We start from the raw sequence: 15,924 nt of genomic DNA on the forward strand, positions 1-15,924 counted from the left end.
ACAGCGTACCGCTCTGACAAAACGAGTTCGGTCAGGATGGTCGAGCGCCGTCGGTGACGCTCTCCAGTGGGGTTTCTAAACTTGCTCGTAGACTGGCTGCTCCTCTTCGTCGTTCTCGTCCGTCAGCCTCGAGACCGTCTCGCCGACGCTCTGGAGGCTGGCGGTCTGTTCTTCGCTCGCTGCAGCGACCGATTCCGTGGCGTCGGCAACCTGATCGGCCGTCTGCGAGATCTCTTCGACAGTCGTTGCGGCTGACTCGACGTTCCGTGCCTGCTGGTCAGTTGCCGCCGCGATGTCTTCCATCTTCGTGGCCGTCTGCCCGACAGCAGCGTGGATCTCCTCGAGCGAGTCCATCGTCTCGCGGACCCGATCCGTTCCGTCATCGATCCGTTCGGCCGTCTCCTCGGTCGTTTCGACCGTCTTCATCGCGTCCCGGCGAACGCCTTCGACAGCGTCTTCGATCGCCGCGAGATCGCGTTTGGTCTGTTCAGCGAACGACTCGACCTCGTTCGCGATGACACCCATCGTCCCCGAGTTGGAGTTACCCGACCGAGAGGCTTCGATCTTCGCGTTTTTCGCCAGCACAGTCGTTCGTTCGGCGACGTCATCGAGTCGCTCGAGCACTGCGTCGATCTCTTCGGTTCTCGTCTCGAGGTCGGCGGCGGACTGGGTCACGTCTTCCGTCGCGCCCTCGATGGCCTCGAGTTCGTCCAGGGCATCGTCGGCGGCGTCGACACCCTCGGCGGTGAGCTGTTCGGCCCGCTTGCTCTCCGATCGGACCTCGTTCGCGACGCTTGCGACCTCCTCGACTGCGGCACTCAGCTCGCCGAGTTCGGTCGCGGCCTGATTCGTGTTTCTGGCCTGGGCCGCCGTGTGACTGCTGATCGTCTGGGCGCGACTGGCGATCACGCCACCCGCTTCGTGGAGTTCTTCGATCGGCCCCTGCACGTCTTTTTCGACCTCGCGTGCGAGCCGCTGGCGGCGTTCGATCGAATCCTCGAGTCGCTGGGCGTAGGAGTCGACGTACGTGTCAGTCGCGATCTGCATGTCGAGGTTGATGATCCGCAACAGCGAGAGCACGTCCATCATCCCGTCGTCGACTGCGTCTCTGACGGTTTCCTCGAACGATTCCTCGAGTCCCTCATCGTCGTCATCGCCACCGAATCCGAGTGCGTTGACGAACCCACCGAGTCCACTGCCATCCGAGTCCTGTTCTTCGACCCACTCCTCGATCGCATCAACGACCTGCTCTTGGGCACGCTCGTTCAACTGGTGGAGCAACAGCGTGTAGTAGACGCCGTACTGTCCCACGTAGTGTTTCAGCGGCATGTCGAGAATCTCGTGGAGTTTTCCGACTCGAGCCCGGTTTGCAAAGAACGACTGGTCGTACTCGCCCGTCGACAGCGAGACGAGATACGCTCGCTGGGTTTGCTTAAGCGATTCGACGCCTTTCGGCGAGCGGTCGATGACGTCTCTGGTCTGTTTGTACTGCAGGATCTTGTCGTAGAAATCGTCCGCGATCTCGTTTTGGTTCTCGCGCAACAGCGTTTCGAGATCCGCCAGTCGTCGCTCGTCGGCTTCGTCAAAGCCGACGAACTCTTTTCGCCACGCGATCTCGTCAGTGTCGAGACCGATACGGTCGATGAGTTCATCGGCTGCGAGGAACTGATTGAGCCCACCCTGCCCAAATGTCTGCTTCGGATCCATTATCTGAACGTGTTCGGTGCATACTTAATATCCAACGAATGTTCTCTCTGAACAGGAATTCAGCGCCCCGTAATGAGTGACGGTAGCGCCCCGCTCGCACTGGTTATCGCGGTGAGCGAGGTTCGCTCGGTGGAACATCCTTATAGGTGTCCGTCGAACAGTTACGGTATGCACGTCGTGCCGGACACAAGCGTGGTCATCGATGGCCGCGTTTCGGCGACGATCGATGATGGGCAGTTCGAGGGAGCGACGATTTCGGTGCCGGAAGCCGTCGTCGCGGAACTCGAGGCGCAGGCAAACGATGGGATCGACAGTGGCTGGGACGGCCTCTCAGAGCTCCAGCGGCTCGCCGAGCTCGCCGACGAGGGTGTTATCGTCCTCGAGTATATCGGCGAGCGACCCGACGCCATCGAACGGGGCCACGCCGCCGAAGGCGAGATCGACGCGCTGATTCGCGATCTCGCAGAGGATCTCGAGGCGACGTTCCTGACGAGCGATGTCGTCCAGGCCGAAGTCGCGAAAGCGAAAGGCCTCGACGTCGAGCACGTCTCGCCAGAGGTCCGCGAAGTAGGGACGCTGACCGTCGAGAACTTCTTCGACGACCAGACGATGAGCGTCCACCTCAAGACGGATACGATTCCGATGGCCAAACGGGGCGAACTCGGCGAGATGCGGTATGAACAGATCGCCGACGAAGCGCTCGATGAGGCGACGATGGACGAGTACGCCCGCGAGGTCGTCGACGGCGCGAAGGAATCCCCCGACGGCTTCATCGAACTCTCCGAACCGGGTATGAAGATCGTCCAGTTCCGAGATTACCGGATCGCCATCGGCCGACCACCGTTCGCCGACGGGATCGAGATCACGGCCGTCCGGCCGATCGCCCAGACCGACATCGAGGACTACGAGAAGGCCGATGAGCTGAAAGATCGGCTGCTCGAGCGCCAGCGGGGTGTCCTCATCTCGGGAGCACCGGGTGCCGGGAAGTCGACGTTCGCACAGGCAGTCGCCCGATTCATCTCGGATCACGATTACGCCGTCAAAACAATGGAGAAGCCGCGGGACCTGCAGGTCGGCCCCGAAATCACCCAGTACACCGAACTGGCCGGCGAGATGGCCAAAACGGCAGACGCCCTCCTGATGGTCCGACCCGACTACACCATCTACGACGAGGTCCGCAAAACCGACGACTTCGAAGTCTTTGCGGACATGCGACTGGCCGGCGTCGGCATGATCGGCGTCGTCCACGCAACCCGACCGATCGACGCCCTCCAGCGTCTTGTCGGCCGCGTCGAACTCGGGATGATTCCCCAGGTCGTCGACACCGTCGTCTACATCGAGGCTGGTGAAGTCAACACGGTCTACGACGTCAAAACGGAAGTCAAAGTCCCTGCTGGCCTAACCGAAGAAGACCTCGCTCGGCCCGTGATTCAGGTGACGAACTTCGAGACAGGCGACCCCGAGTACGAGATTTATACCTTCAACCGGCAGGTCGTCACCGTCCCCCTCAAAGACGAGGAGGGTGGCCCCGGAACCGAGTCCGGCGTCGACCGAATCGCCAAAAGCGAGATCGAACGCGAGATCCGGTCGATCGCTCGCGGCTACGTCGACGTCGAACTCACGAGTCAGAACAAAGCTGTCGTCTACGTCGAAGAGAACGATATCTCGAGCGTGATCGGCAAGGGCGGTGGCCGAATCACGGACGTCGAGAACCGGCTGGGGATCGATATCGACGTCCGCACCCACGACGAGAATCCCAACTACGGCGCGGGCGCTGGTGGCGGCGCTGGTGCTAGCTCAAACGGCGGTGGCGGACAGCCCCCGGGCCAGATGGTTACTCCCGAGATCACCTCCAGACACGTCATCGTCCCCGTCGACGGCAACCACGGCGAAACCGTCGAAGTGCAGGCCGGCGGCGAGTATCTGTTCACCGCGACAGTCAGCCGCGGTGGCGAAATCCAGGTCTCTCGCGGAAGCGCAATCGCCGACGAGCTAGAGCAGGCGATCGACCGGAAAGAGCCGATCACGGTCGTGCCGTCGTAGGCACCGGCTCGCAAACACGGGTTGGAAGAACGCCGTGTCCAATCTTTTTAGCGTCGGTTCGTCGAGGAGTGGTGAGTGAACACTGTGAGCGCCCCCGCCACCCTCTCCGGAAGCCAGACCTGCGGGTGCGATCAGTCCGCCCACGGTCAGCGGGGCTGCATCACGGGCGAACAGCCGATTCTCGTTGCCTCCGACGGCGACGCAGCGAGAGGTCGTCTCACGACTCATCGGAGGTCGCACCGACTCGAGTCAGCGCTTGAGAGAGCGTCGGCACTTCGTGGATGCGATCGAGCAGCCACAGATACATGACGATTCCCTGAACGATGAAGACGTTGGTCAGGAGAAAGAACAGCGCTTCCTCGATGGGGAGTCCCAGCAGCATATGTCCAGTCGTGTACGTGTCCGAGATGACCCAGATACCGAGTTCGATCGCGAGCCGGTCGACGATCCAGAGGTAGAGCGTCGGGACGGCGATAGCGACCAGTACCGGCCGACGGACGGTCCAGAGGTACGTAAGGCCGAACCCCCATTGGATAGCGAGGATTGGGCCGGACCAGAGCAACAACCAGCCGAGATAGTACGTCGAGGTGCCACCGGTCAGGAGCCAGCCGATGCCGGCGATCAACAGGCCGCCCCCGATGCCGATCAGCCGGTGTGTGAGCGGGATTGCTAGCGATCGATCGGCAGTCGCCGGGATCTGGAATAGCCAGAACGCGGTTAGTATCGGCTGGAGAACGAAGAAGAGGTACTCTTCGATCGGCGTGTGCCAGATAGTCGTGACGACTGCGCCCTCGCCGTACCACCAGACCGATTCAGGGATGAGATGATTCGTAAACGGTGTCGTGTAGACGACGGCAAGTCCGATCATGATTCCGAGTCCGGAGAGCGGGCGGACGCCCCACCAGGCCCGGTCGCGCCGGAACGCGAGCCAGCCCAGAATCAACAGCGGTGGGAGGATAAACGCTAAATGAACACCGAAGTATGTGAGTGGAACGGCCATGAGCGTGTTAGCGTTTGTCGTCGGATCTCAGTACGGAGTCGTTGTCCCGTAGCGAAATTACGATCGGCGTCTGCAAAGCCCTGAATCCGAACTGGTTAGGCCCGATCAGGGCGCGAGTCGGCGTGCGGTACTGACGTGGACGCTGGGTCGACGAGTTCGGTTCGGTCAGTCGTCTGCTGGGCTGGACCCGGAGAGAGTGGAGCCGTAGTCCGCACCGCCAGTGATCGACGCCGGTTCGTTAGCAACGTAGAACATGGCGACGAATGTCACGATGTACTTCGTGATGATGTCAAGGATGCTGTATCCCCACGAGGTGATCGCGACATCTAAGATTGCGAACCCTTCGACGCCGAGTGCCCAGAGGATTGGATAGCCGAACCAGCCGACGACGGTGAGAATTTTCAGCGTCGTGAACAGGTCCGCGGTGCCGGTTCGCTCGGCCTCGCGGGTCCAGTCGACGAGGATGACGTACACGATCACAAGGAAGAAAGTAGAGCTCAGCACGAACCACCACCAGCGCAGCGCCAGCGAGGACGTCGTCAAAGCCGCCGCCAGACCGGTGACACACATCGCGATCGTAAACGCACAGGTCGTCAGGATCTTCGTCCAGTTCGATCCGGCGATCATTCCGAGTGCGATCAGAATGAACGGTGTGGAGAACGTCCACGTGAGGTATCGACCCCACATTACCAGTACGCCGTCCTCACCGGCCGTCGTCGAACCCGCGGCGGGGTGGTTCGCCGGCATCTCGATAATACCCAGCGTCAGCCCCGATGTGAGTCCGGTGTAACTCGAGATCGAGACAACCGAAATCAGCATCAGCGCGGTCGCGATCGCCTTCGAACGCGGATCGGTGAGGGACCGCCCGAGGTAGACGATGCCGAGAATCGTGAGTCCGGCGAGGACGATGTTGACAACGAACGACAGCGCGAGCAACGTGTTGCCGCCACCGAAGACGTACTCGACCAACTCTGCGTCGGTTAGGCCGTTTTGGAGGACGTGATGTCGCCCGTCGAATGCGAGCGCAGTTAGTGATTGCATACGTACAGGTTATTTCAGTGCCACGACACATAAACAGATATCCGTCCCGAAACGGATATTTACAGGTGCTGAAGGGTCACAGCGCGATGAGGGCCGAGGCGAAGACGGGAGATCAGCGGAACGCGATGTCACACTCAGTCGAACTCGAGCGAGTAACGCCGAGTCGTCACACAGCCGCGGCGGATGGTGTGACGGCCCGTTCGAGCACAGAGCGGCTTCGGAGCAGGATCACTCCGAAGCCGACCTTCGCCGAGAGGTCGAGGATCATGAACGCGGCCGTCTCCCAGTAGAGCGGGAGAATGCCGAACGTTCCTTCAGTTCCGAGGATCCAGACGACGGGGTAGAGCAGCCACAGCACGATGAGCAGGTTGCGCAGCGTGCTGAACAGCGACGCCACCTCTGGCGACTGGTTCCGGGCGCTCTGGGAAAGCGTCCCGACGAGGACGTACAGCAACACGAGCAGGGCACCGGTGCTGATACCCCACCACGCGATCCGAGTGCCGGGGGTCGCCGCGAACGCCGCGATCGTGCCGGTTCCGATCATGAGGACGTCGAGACCGATCAGCGTCGCGATCGTGTTGCGGTTCGCGCCGGCGAGCAGCGCGAGGTCGAGCAACAGCAGCGGTGTCGTGAAGATCCAGTCTGCGTACCGCGCCCAGTAGATCGTAAGCGCCTGGTCGCCGACCATCACTTCGGTGACGCCAAAGCCTGTCGCCATCGCGAAGTACATCACCGCCGCGATCGCCGTTATGAAGATCGTGATGATGTAAAACTCCTGCATCTTCGGATCTCGAACGCCGCGTCCACGACCGATGAAGTAGAGCGTTCCGAGCGTCATTCCGATCGTTCCGATCCACAGCCACAGGGATTCTGGACCAACTAGTGTGGTCATATTTACGAGTAGAACTTCGCAAAATATACCGGTAAGCCCTAACGGGGATAACAGCTAGCCGCGAGTGTATGTCCGGTGTTCTGACTCCGGGTTTGAAATCGGAGTGTATATTTCGACGCTCCGTGTTCGGCCACCTGAACCGGCGGCCAGTCACACTCTCGAACTGATGACTTCAACTGATCCAAACGATCCGATTGCGGACGCACTCCTCGGTGAGTCGACGTACGAGCGGCTTCGAGTGGAGCGATACGCGCTGATCAAACGACGAATTCCGCAGAAGCTCGTCTATCAGAGCGGGCTGTTGCTCGTGCTTGCACTCGTCGTGCCGATTGCGGCCACCTATCCGTCCTCGGTCCGGGCAGCCTTCCCAGGAGGTGAGCCCCTGTGGGCGTCGCCGCTCGTTCTCTGGGTCGGCGTCTGCGCCGGCGCGATCCAGCTTGGAACTGCGTCGTGTCTCATCGCGGTATCGATCGTGCGTCGCAGCCGTGAACCGGAGTTATCGGAGGCAACGGCACACACATTACTGAACGTTGAAGACGTCGCATCGATGTTCGGATTAGCGACCGGTGGGTTCGCCATTCTGCTTACGGTTGGGTTCTTTTTGCTCGGCCACACGGGAGGAGAAACGTTCTATTCAGTTATCAACGCTGCACCGCGAAACCCATACGGACAGACTGACGTCTCGGTCCCCGTAATCGCAGTCGGCACGGCAGCGGCGGTCAGCTCCGCTGTTGTCTACCTCTGCAGCCGGCATCTTCGGTCGGAGTCGGCCTGAAAACACGAGCTGGGGCTGGTGACGTCGCTCGACCACTTGCCACGCCTGAGACGGTCTGCTGTCCTGTTTCCCGGCGCAATCGCAGAGACGGCACGCGGGCACGCCGGAACTGACACCAGTCCGTACGAGTGTGGACAGTCTGGGACTGATAGCCGATCGATTCGGCACGGCACGTGTATAACCAGTGCCCATTTTTGAAGATCACACTCATATGAAACGCCCGTTCGATAGGGTGTGGCCGTGAGCCAACGATAGCGTACCAACTGAATCGACGGACGACAGGAAGAGCAAGCGAGAGGCGGCCCAACGTGCCACAGAGTCGCGAACGGGAACGGAGCCGACCCACACGCGAATTGGACAGAAAGCCCTGCGTAGGAGAGTAGGACAGACAATTTAAACGAATGGTTATTTTAGTGCCGGTTAAAGAGATATACGTGGTATCTTTCCACGAAAACCATTGAGATACATTCGCAAACGCGCCTTCGACTACCTGTTTGTTTATCAATGTCACACCGATCTACTAGCTGTTTAAGGATCAGGCATTTATACAAGACGAATGTTTGAATCGAGTATGGATAGAATGGTGTTCGATGTCTATGGGAGCTAATAGGAAAACAATCGGATACTCTGGTACCCAGATATCGACAGGATCGTTCATTACGGACCCGAACGGCCTCGAGCGAATCCGCTCGCTGATCGTCGATGATATCCGAACGGCCGTCGACGATGCAGGCGCACAGGGTGCCGTCGTCGCAATGAGCGGTGGAGTCGATTCTACCGTGACGGCGGCGCTGGCCGTCGAAGCGCTCGGAAGCGACCGCGTGGTCGGACTGGGGCTGCCCTGTCACAAGGCCGAATACCCCGGCGTCAGCGAGGCCCGCACTATTGCGGAGGGGCTTGGCATCGAGTTTACGGAGATTCAGCTCCGGCCGTTGCTCGAGACGTTCGAGGAGACAGTCGCGAGTGAACTCGAGTCCAATGCCGATCCGGATTCGAGTGGGCGCCCACACGAGCGAAACCACGCGATCGGCAACGTGATTGCGCGACTGCGGATGTGCTGTGCGTACTATACGGCGAACCGACAGCAGCGACTCGTGCTCGGAACGGCGAACCGCTCGGAGTGGCTGCTCGGCTACTTTACGAAGTTCGGTGATGGTGCAGCCGATACGTGTCCGCTCGGCGACCTATATAAAACAGAAGTGCGCGCGCTCGCAACACAGATCGGCATCCCACGACGGATCGTCAACAAGGAGCCGACGGCAGGGTTCTGGGCTGACCAGACCGATGCCGACGAACTCGGTGCGTCCTACGACGTTATTGACCCGCTGCTACAACGTCTCGTCGACAACGGTGAGTCGATCCGTGACGCTGCGGCTGCGCTCGGTATCGATCGTGAGACGGCCCGATCGATCGCGTGGTTGTGTGCTGAAACCCAACACAAACGAGTCACGCCGCCGATGCCAGCGGTTGGCGATCGAGAGAGCGATACTGGCTGGTAGCTAGCGACTGGCCTCGGCGCGATACAGGGTCGGATTTCGCCACCAGAACAGTCCCCACGACAGCATGAAGCCGGCAGCCATCGCGCCGACGTCCTGAAGAAGGCGTGGGAGCCCGATATCGACGATTGCGACGAGTGCGATCGCCGAGCCGACCGCGGCACCCACGAAGACGAACAGCACATCACCGGCGATATGTTCCTGAGACTGCTCCCAGTAGTGCTGGCGCTCCTCGTCGTACCAGACACCGATATAAATCAACACTGGTGCCATCAGCGTGATCACTGTAATTACCTGGAACTGCTCGGGCAGTCCTGCTGGCCCGAGGACGACGATATTGAGCGTGTTCGCGATGATTGCCATCGCGAACAGGCCGATCAACAGCCATCCCCACCGTGGGAGTGTCTCTTTGTCCATGCTGGTGGACAGTCATCGCAACAAAATAATCTGCCGTTTACGCTCGATTATTCCGCGCAGCAGGCGTCCTTTTTCGGGGATTCGTCGACACCGTTACCGTCTGCGGCAACCGGTTCTTCGATTCGATAGAGACTCTGCCGAGCATCTGCAAAGTAGATATTCTCGTCAACAATCCCAATACCCTCGAGACGTTCAAGTGCGTACCGGACGGTCCGGGCTGAGAGCATCGATTCTTCGACGATCTGTTTCTGGGTCAATGGCCCATCGTACTCGAGAACCTTGAAGACGAGTTTGGCGCTCGGTGGCAAGTCTTCGATGTCCTCCCCGTCGGTCTCTGCCATACTACGAATCGAACGGTCCCAGCGGCATAAAAGTTGAGCCTTACGAGGCGTTACTGAAGTGAAAAATTCCGATACAATCGAGACGGTAAAGTAGACTCAGATTGCGTGTATGGCAGTATATCGAAACCTGACCCGGTAGTCAAATACTGGTAGATTCTGCAGCAACCGAGACTAGCATCACTATGGTATCACGTCGTTGTCAGTGGGTGAAAGGAGACATGCTGTGTGATCGGCTGCCCAGTCTCTGTGCGAACCGATGGCCGTGATTCTATAGTAGCTACTGAACGTCACTGCACACCAGATTTCACGAGGGCTGTACGGTCGGTGTGTGAATCGTTTCAGTTGTTACGATACCACGTCTCGACCCTGCGGCTGTCGCTTTCCCTACCGTTCCACTCACAATGGGTTCCACCCCATCGCATAGCCGTTGTTCGATTCCGTCTACTGCCGTTCAGTGGCCACATCCCCGCGACACCTCTGACAGTTACAGCTGCTTCCAGACGTCCTCATCGTCCTCGAACCCGCCGTCGGCAGGGTCGGCGAACTCGGTTTCGTCCTCGAGTCCTAACTCCTCGGCTGAGAGCGCCGGCTTCTCGTCAGTCGCGTGTTGTTGCTTCGTGAGGTTCATCTCCGGCCAGGCGGTCTCCTCCCAGAGACCACGTTCGCTGTAGTAGTAGACCACGCCGTCGCTGACGACGGCAAACAGACCACGCTGGCGGTCGTTGACGACGCGCTCGTTCGTATCAATGGCGACGTCGACGACGTCTTCTAACGTATCGAGTGAGATGTGATAGTCTCCAACCCACATCGGAATCGACCCACGCGAGATCCACTCGGCATAGCGCTGTTCGTGGACTGCACGGCGGGCAGCATCCTCGTTGATCGGCGCTCGTCGAGCAACGAGCGCGGCACCCACGAGCGCGAGCGTGCCGAGTACGGAGAGCCCACCAATGGCTCCCAGACTTCGCGACTCGGTCGTCTGTTCTGTCGCCGTCTGGTACGTGTGGCCGTCGGAGGCAGACAGCGACTCCGCCAGCCAGTATGCGTCGTCGGTCACGTGAAACGTTGTCGTTGCCTCTTGTGTCCCCTGATTTCTCGCGGTCTCGTACTCGACGTGGACGTCGACCTCGAGATCGATGTTACCGACGCCGGACAGCTCACGCTCTAACTGGCGCTGGCGGTCGCGGTAGGATTCGACGTCGATCGTCGTTGTCGACATCGCGACACCGTCTTCGACTGCCGGCGACTCGTCGATTTCGGTGTGTGTCTCGTTCCAGAACGATTCCCCGTCTCTGGTTGCCTCGAAGCGAAGCGTCAACTCGTGGTGGACGCTGGCGTCGTCGATCGGCGTCCTGTCGCCCTCGTCGACGAGTCTGGTTTCGGGCTCGAGGGTCAGCTCTGGCGAGGCGTTGAGCACGTAGACACCACTGTTCTCGAGTCGATCACCCTCGTTCCAGAGCTCGCCATCCTGGACGACGACGGCACTCGTTTGGACGTCGGTCGAGACGCGTTCGTCGCCGTACTGGGTGGTCGTCTCCGTCGTAGGGTTTGCGACAGCCCACCCTGTCGCGACGAGTGCGAGTACACCGATCACGACCAGTGCGATCGTGAGTAGGCGACCGTACTGGGCGAGCACGAGCTCGAGACGCGGATTATCGATCACGGTTCGAACACTTTGCTAGACATATTGGCTCCGTCCTTCCACTGTTCCCGGCCCGTCCCAATGGGTCGGCTGGAGGACGCGCACATACACATTCACTTTTTGCGACCATTATAACGATATCGGCCCTTCCCACTGGATCGATGGTTACAGCCATTTTCGGAGTCGCCGTGCGAGACGCGTCGACAGCGAGACGTGCGTGCCAGCAGAGCGAAGGCGCAAATCGCCGCGGCCGAACACCACGAGGACGATTGTGACAGTAACCCCGACAATAACGCCGTTGACGGCGGCGATCGCGACGAGCGGGTGGAGTCCGTGGAGCCAGACCAGAAGCGACGGCGGTAACACCGCAAGATAGCGGTGCTCTCCGACATGGCGGGTGTACTCCCCGGTCGTCTCGGGAGCTGTCAGGAAGACTGTTGTCTCCCCACTCGAACGAAGCCCCACTGTCTGCCAGGGCGGGTCCGTCTCGACGTTGTTGCTTCTGGCCTCGTGGACGACCACAATCGGCAGATAGCCCGCGTTGTCGACCGTCCGGGTGAGTTCACCCGTCTCACCGGGTGCGAGGATCTGTGGATTCTCCTCGGGCGTCTCTGTGCTCACGAGTTCGTACTCGGTGGTTCCGGCTGGAATCACCATCGCTGCGGTCGCAAACGTCACGAACACGAGCAAGACCAGCCCGAGTGTCGTCCAGAACGCGAGCACGTTCTCGCGAGAACGCGAGCGCGTCTTGTCGCGCTGTCCGGGTCCGAGGCGCTCGAGGAGCACGCCGAAGCCGAGCAGGGCGACGCCGACGGCGACCAGCAGTGAGCCGATCCCCTCCGAGTCGGGCGACGTCGTCAGGCCGAGAATCGGGGCGATCGTCCCGACAACTGACTCCACGGTGTGATGGACGCCCATAATCGCCGTCCCGAGATGCGGGATCGTGACGACCTCGCCGTTTACCTGCCAGGCCTTGGCGACGATCTGGCCGTCCGTGACGTGGGGCTCACTGCCGTCCTGGTCAGTAAACGGGTTGGCGTCACCTTTCGTGACGTACCCCTCACTGGTTTCGCCGACGACGCGATGAGTCGTCAGCCCGCCGCCGTGGAGCTCTCGCGCGTCGAAGACGACCACGTCGCCGTCCGAGACCGACCCCGTGACGGCGCTTGGAATCGCGACGAAACCGTCGCCGGCGTTCATCGTCGGCTCCATACTGCCCGTCGCGACGTAGCCCAGCAAAATCGGCTGTCCCAGTAGCTGGCCGATCAACAGCAACACGATGGCGAGTGCGACGACAACGCCGAACACTCGCTTGAGGAGCGTCGCTGACGTCATTGACTCGTCCTGCGGACGTTCATGAACACCTGACTATTTAATTGGATTGTTATTCGAGATCGACCGTCTTAAACGCCTCGTGGAGTGGCCTCGAGTCGCCACGCTTACCTCGAGACGAACGCCCAGCGGCGGTTCGCCGCGGCTGCCAGAAACAGGAACCCGGCCGCCGTCGGCGGGGCAAGCGCTGCCGTCGTCGCCGCCGAGAGTTCGCGGTCCCGAATCTGGAACGGTTCGGAGTCAGTGACGGTGACCGAGCCCGCGTCGACGCCACTGATCGCGATCTCGTACGTTTCCGCCTCGTCGAACTGTCGCTCGAACGTCACCGTTCGCTCCGAGTTCGGCTCGATCGTTACCGTTCGCGTATCGACGACGATGCCGTCGACGGCGAGCTCGAGAGTGCGATCGACCGCGACGTCCGTGGGATTGTGAACCGTCGCGTCGATCGTCGCCGTCCCGCCCGTGGTGATCTCCGTGGTGGTGACCGACGCGTTGAGGACGTCGATCGGCGGCCCCTCGACGGTGACCGAGGTGGTCTGCCCGTCGACGCCGATCTCGTACGTGCCGGGCCACTGCAGCTCCCGTTCGAAGATCACCGACACCGTCTCGCCGGGGCCGATTTCGAACTGCGTGGTGTCGACGACGACGCCATCGACGGTCAGCTCGGCTGTCCGCTGTTTCGTCGTCGGACCGTCGTTCCGGTAGGTCGCGTTCACCGTCACGGTATCGCCCGTCTCGACGGCCGTCGTATCGAGGTCGACGGACTCGAGGTCGACATCGGTCGACTCGTCTTCGTCGTCATCCTCCTCGTCGGCCTCGTACCGGACGTGAACCGTGAACGTCTCCGTCCCACTCTCGGCGAGGTGGGTATCGACCGCCACGCCGATGCTCGTCGTCTGCCCGGCCGTTGGCTCGAGCGGGTTCGACGCCGAAACAGTCGCTGCACGGTCGCCATCCGCGTAGAACTCGAGGCCGTCGACGTCGTTTTCGATCCAGATATCCTCGACGGCGTCGTCGTTGGCCGCGATCGTGAAGACGCCATCTGCGTGTGTGATCGCACGGTCGTTGAGCGCCTCGAGGTCGAGTCGGAGCTCGTCGTCTTGGATTGTGGCGTAGGAAGAGGTTGGCTCGAGGACGACGTCGTCGGCCGCCGTGTCTTCACCCACCGTGATCGCGACTGTTGGGACTGCCAACGCGAGGAGAAAGCAGGCTGCGGCAGCGGTGAGGAGGATCTTGGTGGATGGCATTCATCTGTGTGACTGCCCGATTGGTGTCTGTGGGAGGCTTGCCTGAGTATTATTTCAAGCCTTGCCGTCCTATTCTGAGTCTTCCTCTGCCGTAATCGTCACTGTTACCTCAAAGCTGTCATCACTGTCGAGAGCGTCGGGAACATCGACTTCATCTTCGCGAAGGTTGATCTCCAAGTCGTATGCAGCACTCTGGTTAGGATTAAGAGGTTCTCCATTAGGGTCTATCCCACCATCTCCATCGTCGAAATCACCCTCATTATTCTCGTTGAAGGAGAACACATTGCTGGCATCGGTCGTGTCATCTATCTCCACCTCGAACGTAATTCCAATATTTTCTTGTGTCCCATTATTTTGGATAAGGAGAACCTTATCCAATGTGGTTTTAGCGTTCTCGTTTATTCCTTCAGCACCATTGCCAGCGTTTTCAAAATTCAGATCGATCGTGTTTTCATCGGCAGCTAAATCATCTCGAATCTGTAGTCCGAGGAAGGCGTCTGCGTCACCGGCAGTCTCGACAGTTACCGTCCGGTCGGCAGTCACACTACTAAACGCACCCGTCCCCAGCGCAGCTCCGCCGCCCGCGACGATCGTTCCCAATCCAACTAACACATTGCGTCGGTTCATGCTCATGATTGTAGTCTCCATGTAGCCACGCCGCCCCCAACGGCGAGGGGCGGAACGCGGCTCTTACTCATCCCTTGGAACCCCACCTACTTTGTATTGCGTATCGAGACTTCCTTCAAGGTTGATAATACCCGTCGCAGGACCCCCGATATCCGCTTCAAGCCCGGCCTGAACCGCCGAAATCGGCTAGCTCGAGCGTTTCGGACTGTCATCAATGAACACAGGTCTCGCTGATATCACTGGCTGCCGATCGCTGATCTCGTAGTTGATTTATGTGGCGAGTGCCGCCCCATGCTGTTTCGTGTCTGTAACCTCGTTTATATGACACTGATCAGTGCGCCAAAGCCAATTTTGTGTTAAAACGCGAAAGTAAACTGCTGTTCGTAGCTTCCATCGCCGTCCTCGTATACGAGTGTGATACTGACGGTTTCACCGACGAGGGAGACCGGATCGTCTGAGTCGTCCTGCAATTGTTGGATCGTGAATGTAGTTTCGTCACTCACATCACTTCCACCTTCGATGGCTTCCTTCTCTCCGATCATCCAGCTCTGGGTTGTGCCACCTTTGAAATCAATCTCACCGCCGTTCCCGTCAGTTAGTTCGGGATCATTTTCGTTCCCGACAAAAGTGGCATCACCTGCTTCGTTGATTGTTGCATGGGTAAACGTTGCAGGGTCTCCACCGTTCGAAAGCGTAAATTCGAGGATGCCCGCTTCTGAAGAAGTGAATTCTTGCACGCTAAATCGGCTGTCAGGTACGGTGTCTACTTCTTCATCATCAGTATTCCCACCGCCACCACCGGGGTTCGTTACTGTGACATCACCACGACTTAGCGTGACTGTCGGTCCGTTATTATTTACGACTACGTCTATGTCAAAGGTAATCCCATCCTCGCCGACTTCGTTATGACCACCACCCGAGACATCAATATTTATTTGCTGACTATTTTCGGGACCGGGGTCAACCGATTCCGTTGCGATGTTTCCTTCATTCGTTCCATTAATAACTAATTCAAAGTCATTGCTCGTCGCATCCCCAGTTAATTCAATGGTGAACTCAAACGAGTCCGTGAAGTTATTTGTCACAGTCAGGAGTTCACTTTCCTCGTTCGATTCAACCTCGTCTGCGATATCAAGACCAACCAGCGCTGTGGAATCCTCCGCTGCACTAGTCGAGACCCCGCGTCCGGCTGTGATGGAGCTAGCTGCCCCGGTGCTGTGCAGCGTGCCGGCGGCGATTGCTGTCACCCCGAGTCCCATAAACACCCGACGCTTCATACTAGAGTATTCGTTCTAACAAGCAATAACTCTGTGGGCAAGACAGTCACGTCTACTTGTAGGTTGCAGCCGTTCCGATGACCCTGT

General features: G+C 59.4%; 14 protein-coding genes. 3 read left to right on the forward strand and 11 right to left on the reverse strand.

Translation table 11 applies throughout. The annotated features are described in order from the left end of the window. Positions 1 to 75: 75 nt before the first annotated feature. Positions 76 to 1,707 (reverse strand): globin-coupled sensor protein, encoded by a 1,632-nt coding sequence (locus DV706_RS04810; RefSeq protein ID WP_006066259.1) that lies wholly within the window; start codon positions 1,705 to 1,707, stop codon positions 76 to 78. Between the two features lie 168 nt (positions 1,708 to 1,875). Between DV706_RS04810 and DV706_RS04815 the strand changes: the two genes are divergently transcribed. Beyond that, on the forward strand, positions 1,876 to 3,750 hold the full coding sequence (locus tag DV706_RS04815) for a PINc/VapC family ATPase (RefSeq protein ID WP_006066258.1): 1,875 nt from the start codon (positions 1,876 to 1,878) through the stop codon (positions 3,748 to 3,750). Positions 3,751 to 3,967: 217 nt separating this feature from the next. On the opposite strand, the gene DV706_RS04820 is transcribed toward DV706_RS04815, so the two are convergent. The 3 genes from DV706_RS04820 to DV706_RS04830 form a co-directional block, all read right to left on the reverse strand. Then, positions 3,968 to 4,750, reverse strand: coding sequence for a lycopene cyclase domain-containing protein (locus tag DV706_RS04820; protein WP_006066257.1), 783 nt, complete (start codon positions 4,748 to 4,750; stop codon positions 3,968 to 3,970). 165 nt (positions 4,751 to 4,915) lie between these two features. Continuing rightward, the gene (locus DV706_RS04825) at positions 4,916 to 5,791 is read right to left on the reverse strand and encodes a bacteriorhodopsin (protein ID WP_006066256.1); all 876 of its coding nucleotides are present in this window, start codon (positions 5,789 to 5,791) and stop codon (positions 4,916 to 4,918) included. Between the two features lie 166 nt (positions 5,792 to 5,957). Beyond that, positions 5,958 to 6,629 carry a bacteriorhodopsin gene (locus DV706_RS04830; protein ID WP_049889802.1) on the reverse strand — a complete coding sequence of 224 codons (672 nt, stop codon included), beginning with the start codon at positions 6,627 to 6,629 and terminating at the stop codon, positions 5,958 to 5,960. 220 nt (positions 6,630 to 6,849) lie between these two features. Between DV706_RS04830 and DV706_RS04835 the strand changes: the two genes are divergently transcribed. Both DV706_RS04835 and DV706_RS04840 read left to right on the forward strand, forming a co-directional pair. Continuing rightward, complete coding sequence (locus DV706_RS04835) at positions 6,850 to 7,458, forward strand: hypothetical protein (protein WP_049889801.1); 609 nt, start codon at positions 6,850 to 6,852, stop codon at positions 7,456 to 7,458. A gap of 596 nt (positions 7,459 to 8,054) precedes the next feature. Beyond that, positions 8,055 to 8,957, forward strand: coding sequence for an NAD+ synthase (locus DV706_RS04840; RefSeq protein ID WP_006066253.1), 903 nt, complete (start codon positions 8,055 to 8,057; stop codon positions 8,955 to 8,957). Here DV706_RS04840 and DV706_RS04845 read toward each other — a convergent pair whose 3' ends face one another. The 7 genes from DV706_RS04845 to DV706_RS04875 form a co-directional block, all read right to left on the reverse strand. After that, positions 8,958 to 9,371, reverse strand: a complete 414-nt coding sequence (locus DV706_RS04845; protein ID WP_006066252.1) for a hypothetical protein — start codon at positions 9,369 to 9,371, stop codon at positions 8,958 to 8,960. It abuts the gene before it with no gap. Positions 9,372 to 9,418: 47 nt separating this feature from the next. Then, positions 9,419 to 9,712, reverse strand: a complete 294-nt coding sequence (locus DV706_RS04850) for a MarR family transcriptional regulator (protein WP_006066251.1) — start codon at positions 9,710 to 9,712, stop codon at positions 9,419 to 9,421. 484 nt (positions 9,713 to 10,196) lie between these two features. Beyond that, entirely contained in the window at positions 10,197 to 11,375 is a 1,179-nt protein-coding gene (locus DV706_RS04855; RefSeq protein ID WP_006066250.1) for a DUF5305 domain-containing protein, read from the reverse strand. 144 nt (positions 11,376 to 11,519) lie between these two features. Continuing rightward, positions 11,520 to 12,689, reverse strand: a complete 1,170-nt coding sequence (locus DV706_RS04860) for a signal peptidase I (protein ID WP_006066249.1) — start codon at positions 12,687 to 12,689, stop codon at positions 11,520 to 11,522. Positions 12,690 to 12,793: 104 nt separating this feature from the next. Further along, entirely contained in the window at positions 12,794 to 13,933 is a 1,140-nt protein-coding gene (locus DV706_RS04865; RefSeq protein WP_006066248.1) for a hypothetical protein, read from the reverse strand. A 69-nt stretch (positions 13,934 to 14,002) separates the two neighbouring features. Next, complete coding sequence (locus tag DV706_RS04870) at positions 14,003 to 14,566, reverse strand: hypothetical protein (RefSeq protein ID WP_136350807.1); 564 nt, start codon at positions 14,564 to 14,566, stop codon at positions 14,003 to 14,005. 350 nt (positions 14,567 to 14,916) lie between these two features. After that, positions 14,917 to 15,837: a hypothetical protein gene (locus DV706_RS04875; RefSeq protein WP_006066246.1), complete on the reverse strand. Its 921-nt coding sequence runs from the start codon at positions 15,835 to 15,837 to the stop codon at positions 14,917 to 14,919. Between the last annotated feature and the right edge of the window lie 87 nt (positions 15,838 to 15,924).

The sequence above is a fragment of the Natronorubrum bangense genome (assembly GCF_004799645.1).
GTDB lineage: Archaea > Halobacteriota > Halobacteria > Halobacteriales > Natrialbaceae > Natronorubrum > Natronorubrum bangense.

Excerpts from the sequence above, each read along its gene's own strand:
- DV706_RS04820 (WP_006066257.1), bottom strand. The coding sequence starts at position 4,750 with ATGGCCGTTCCACTCACATACTTCGGTGTTCATTTAGCGTTTATCCTC.
- DV706_RS04825 (WP_006066256.1), bottom strand. The coding sequence starts at position 5,791 with ATGCAATCACTAACTGCGCTCGCATTCGACGGGCGACATCACGTCCTC.
- DV706_RS04860 (WP_006066249.1), bottom strand. The coding sequence starts at position 12,689 with ATGACGTCAGCGACGCTCCTCAAGCGAGTGTTCGGCGTTGTCGTCGCA.
- DV706_RS04845 (WP_006066252.1), bottom strand. The coding sequence starts at position 9,371 with ATGGACAAAGAGACACTCCCACGGTGGGGATGGCTGTTGATCGGCCTG.
- DV706_RS04830 (WP_049889802.1), bottom strand. The coding sequence starts at position 6,629 with ATGACGCTCGGAACGCTCTACTTCATCGGTCGTGGACGCGGCGTTCGA.
- DV706_RS04870 (WP_136350807.1), bottom strand. The coding sequence starts at position 14,566 with ATGAGCATGAACCGACGCAATGTGTTAGTTGGATTGGGAACGATCGTC.
- DV706_RS04840 (WP_006066253.1), top strand. The coding sequence starts at position 8,055 with ATGGGAGCTAATAGGAAAACAATCGGATACTCTGGTACCCAGATATCG.
- DV706_RS04865 (WP_006066248.1), bottom strand. The coding sequence starts at position 13,933 with ATGCCATCCACCAAGATCCTCCTCACCGCTGCCGCAGCCTGCTTTCTC.
- DV706_RS04850 (WP_006066251.1), bottom strand. The coding sequence starts at position 9,712 with ATGGCAGAGACCGACGGGGAGGACATCGAAGACTTGCCACCGAGCGCC.
- DV706_RS04875 (WP_006066246.1), bottom strand. The coding sequence starts at position 15,837 with ATGAAGCGTCGGGTGTTTATGGGACTCGGGGTGACAGCAATCGCCGCC.
- DV706_RS04810 (WP_006066259.1), bottom strand. The coding sequence starts at position 1,707 with ATGGATCCGAAGCAGACATTTGGGCAGGGTGGGCTCAATCAGTTCCTC.
- DV706_RS04815 (WP_006066258.1), top strand. The coding sequence starts at position 1,876 with ATGCACGTCGTGCCGGACACAAGCGTGGTCATCGATGGCCGCGTTTCG.
- DV706_RS04835 (WP_049889801.1), top strand. The coding sequence starts at position 6,850 with ATGACTTCAACTGATCCAAACGATCCGATTGCGGACGCACTCCTCGGT.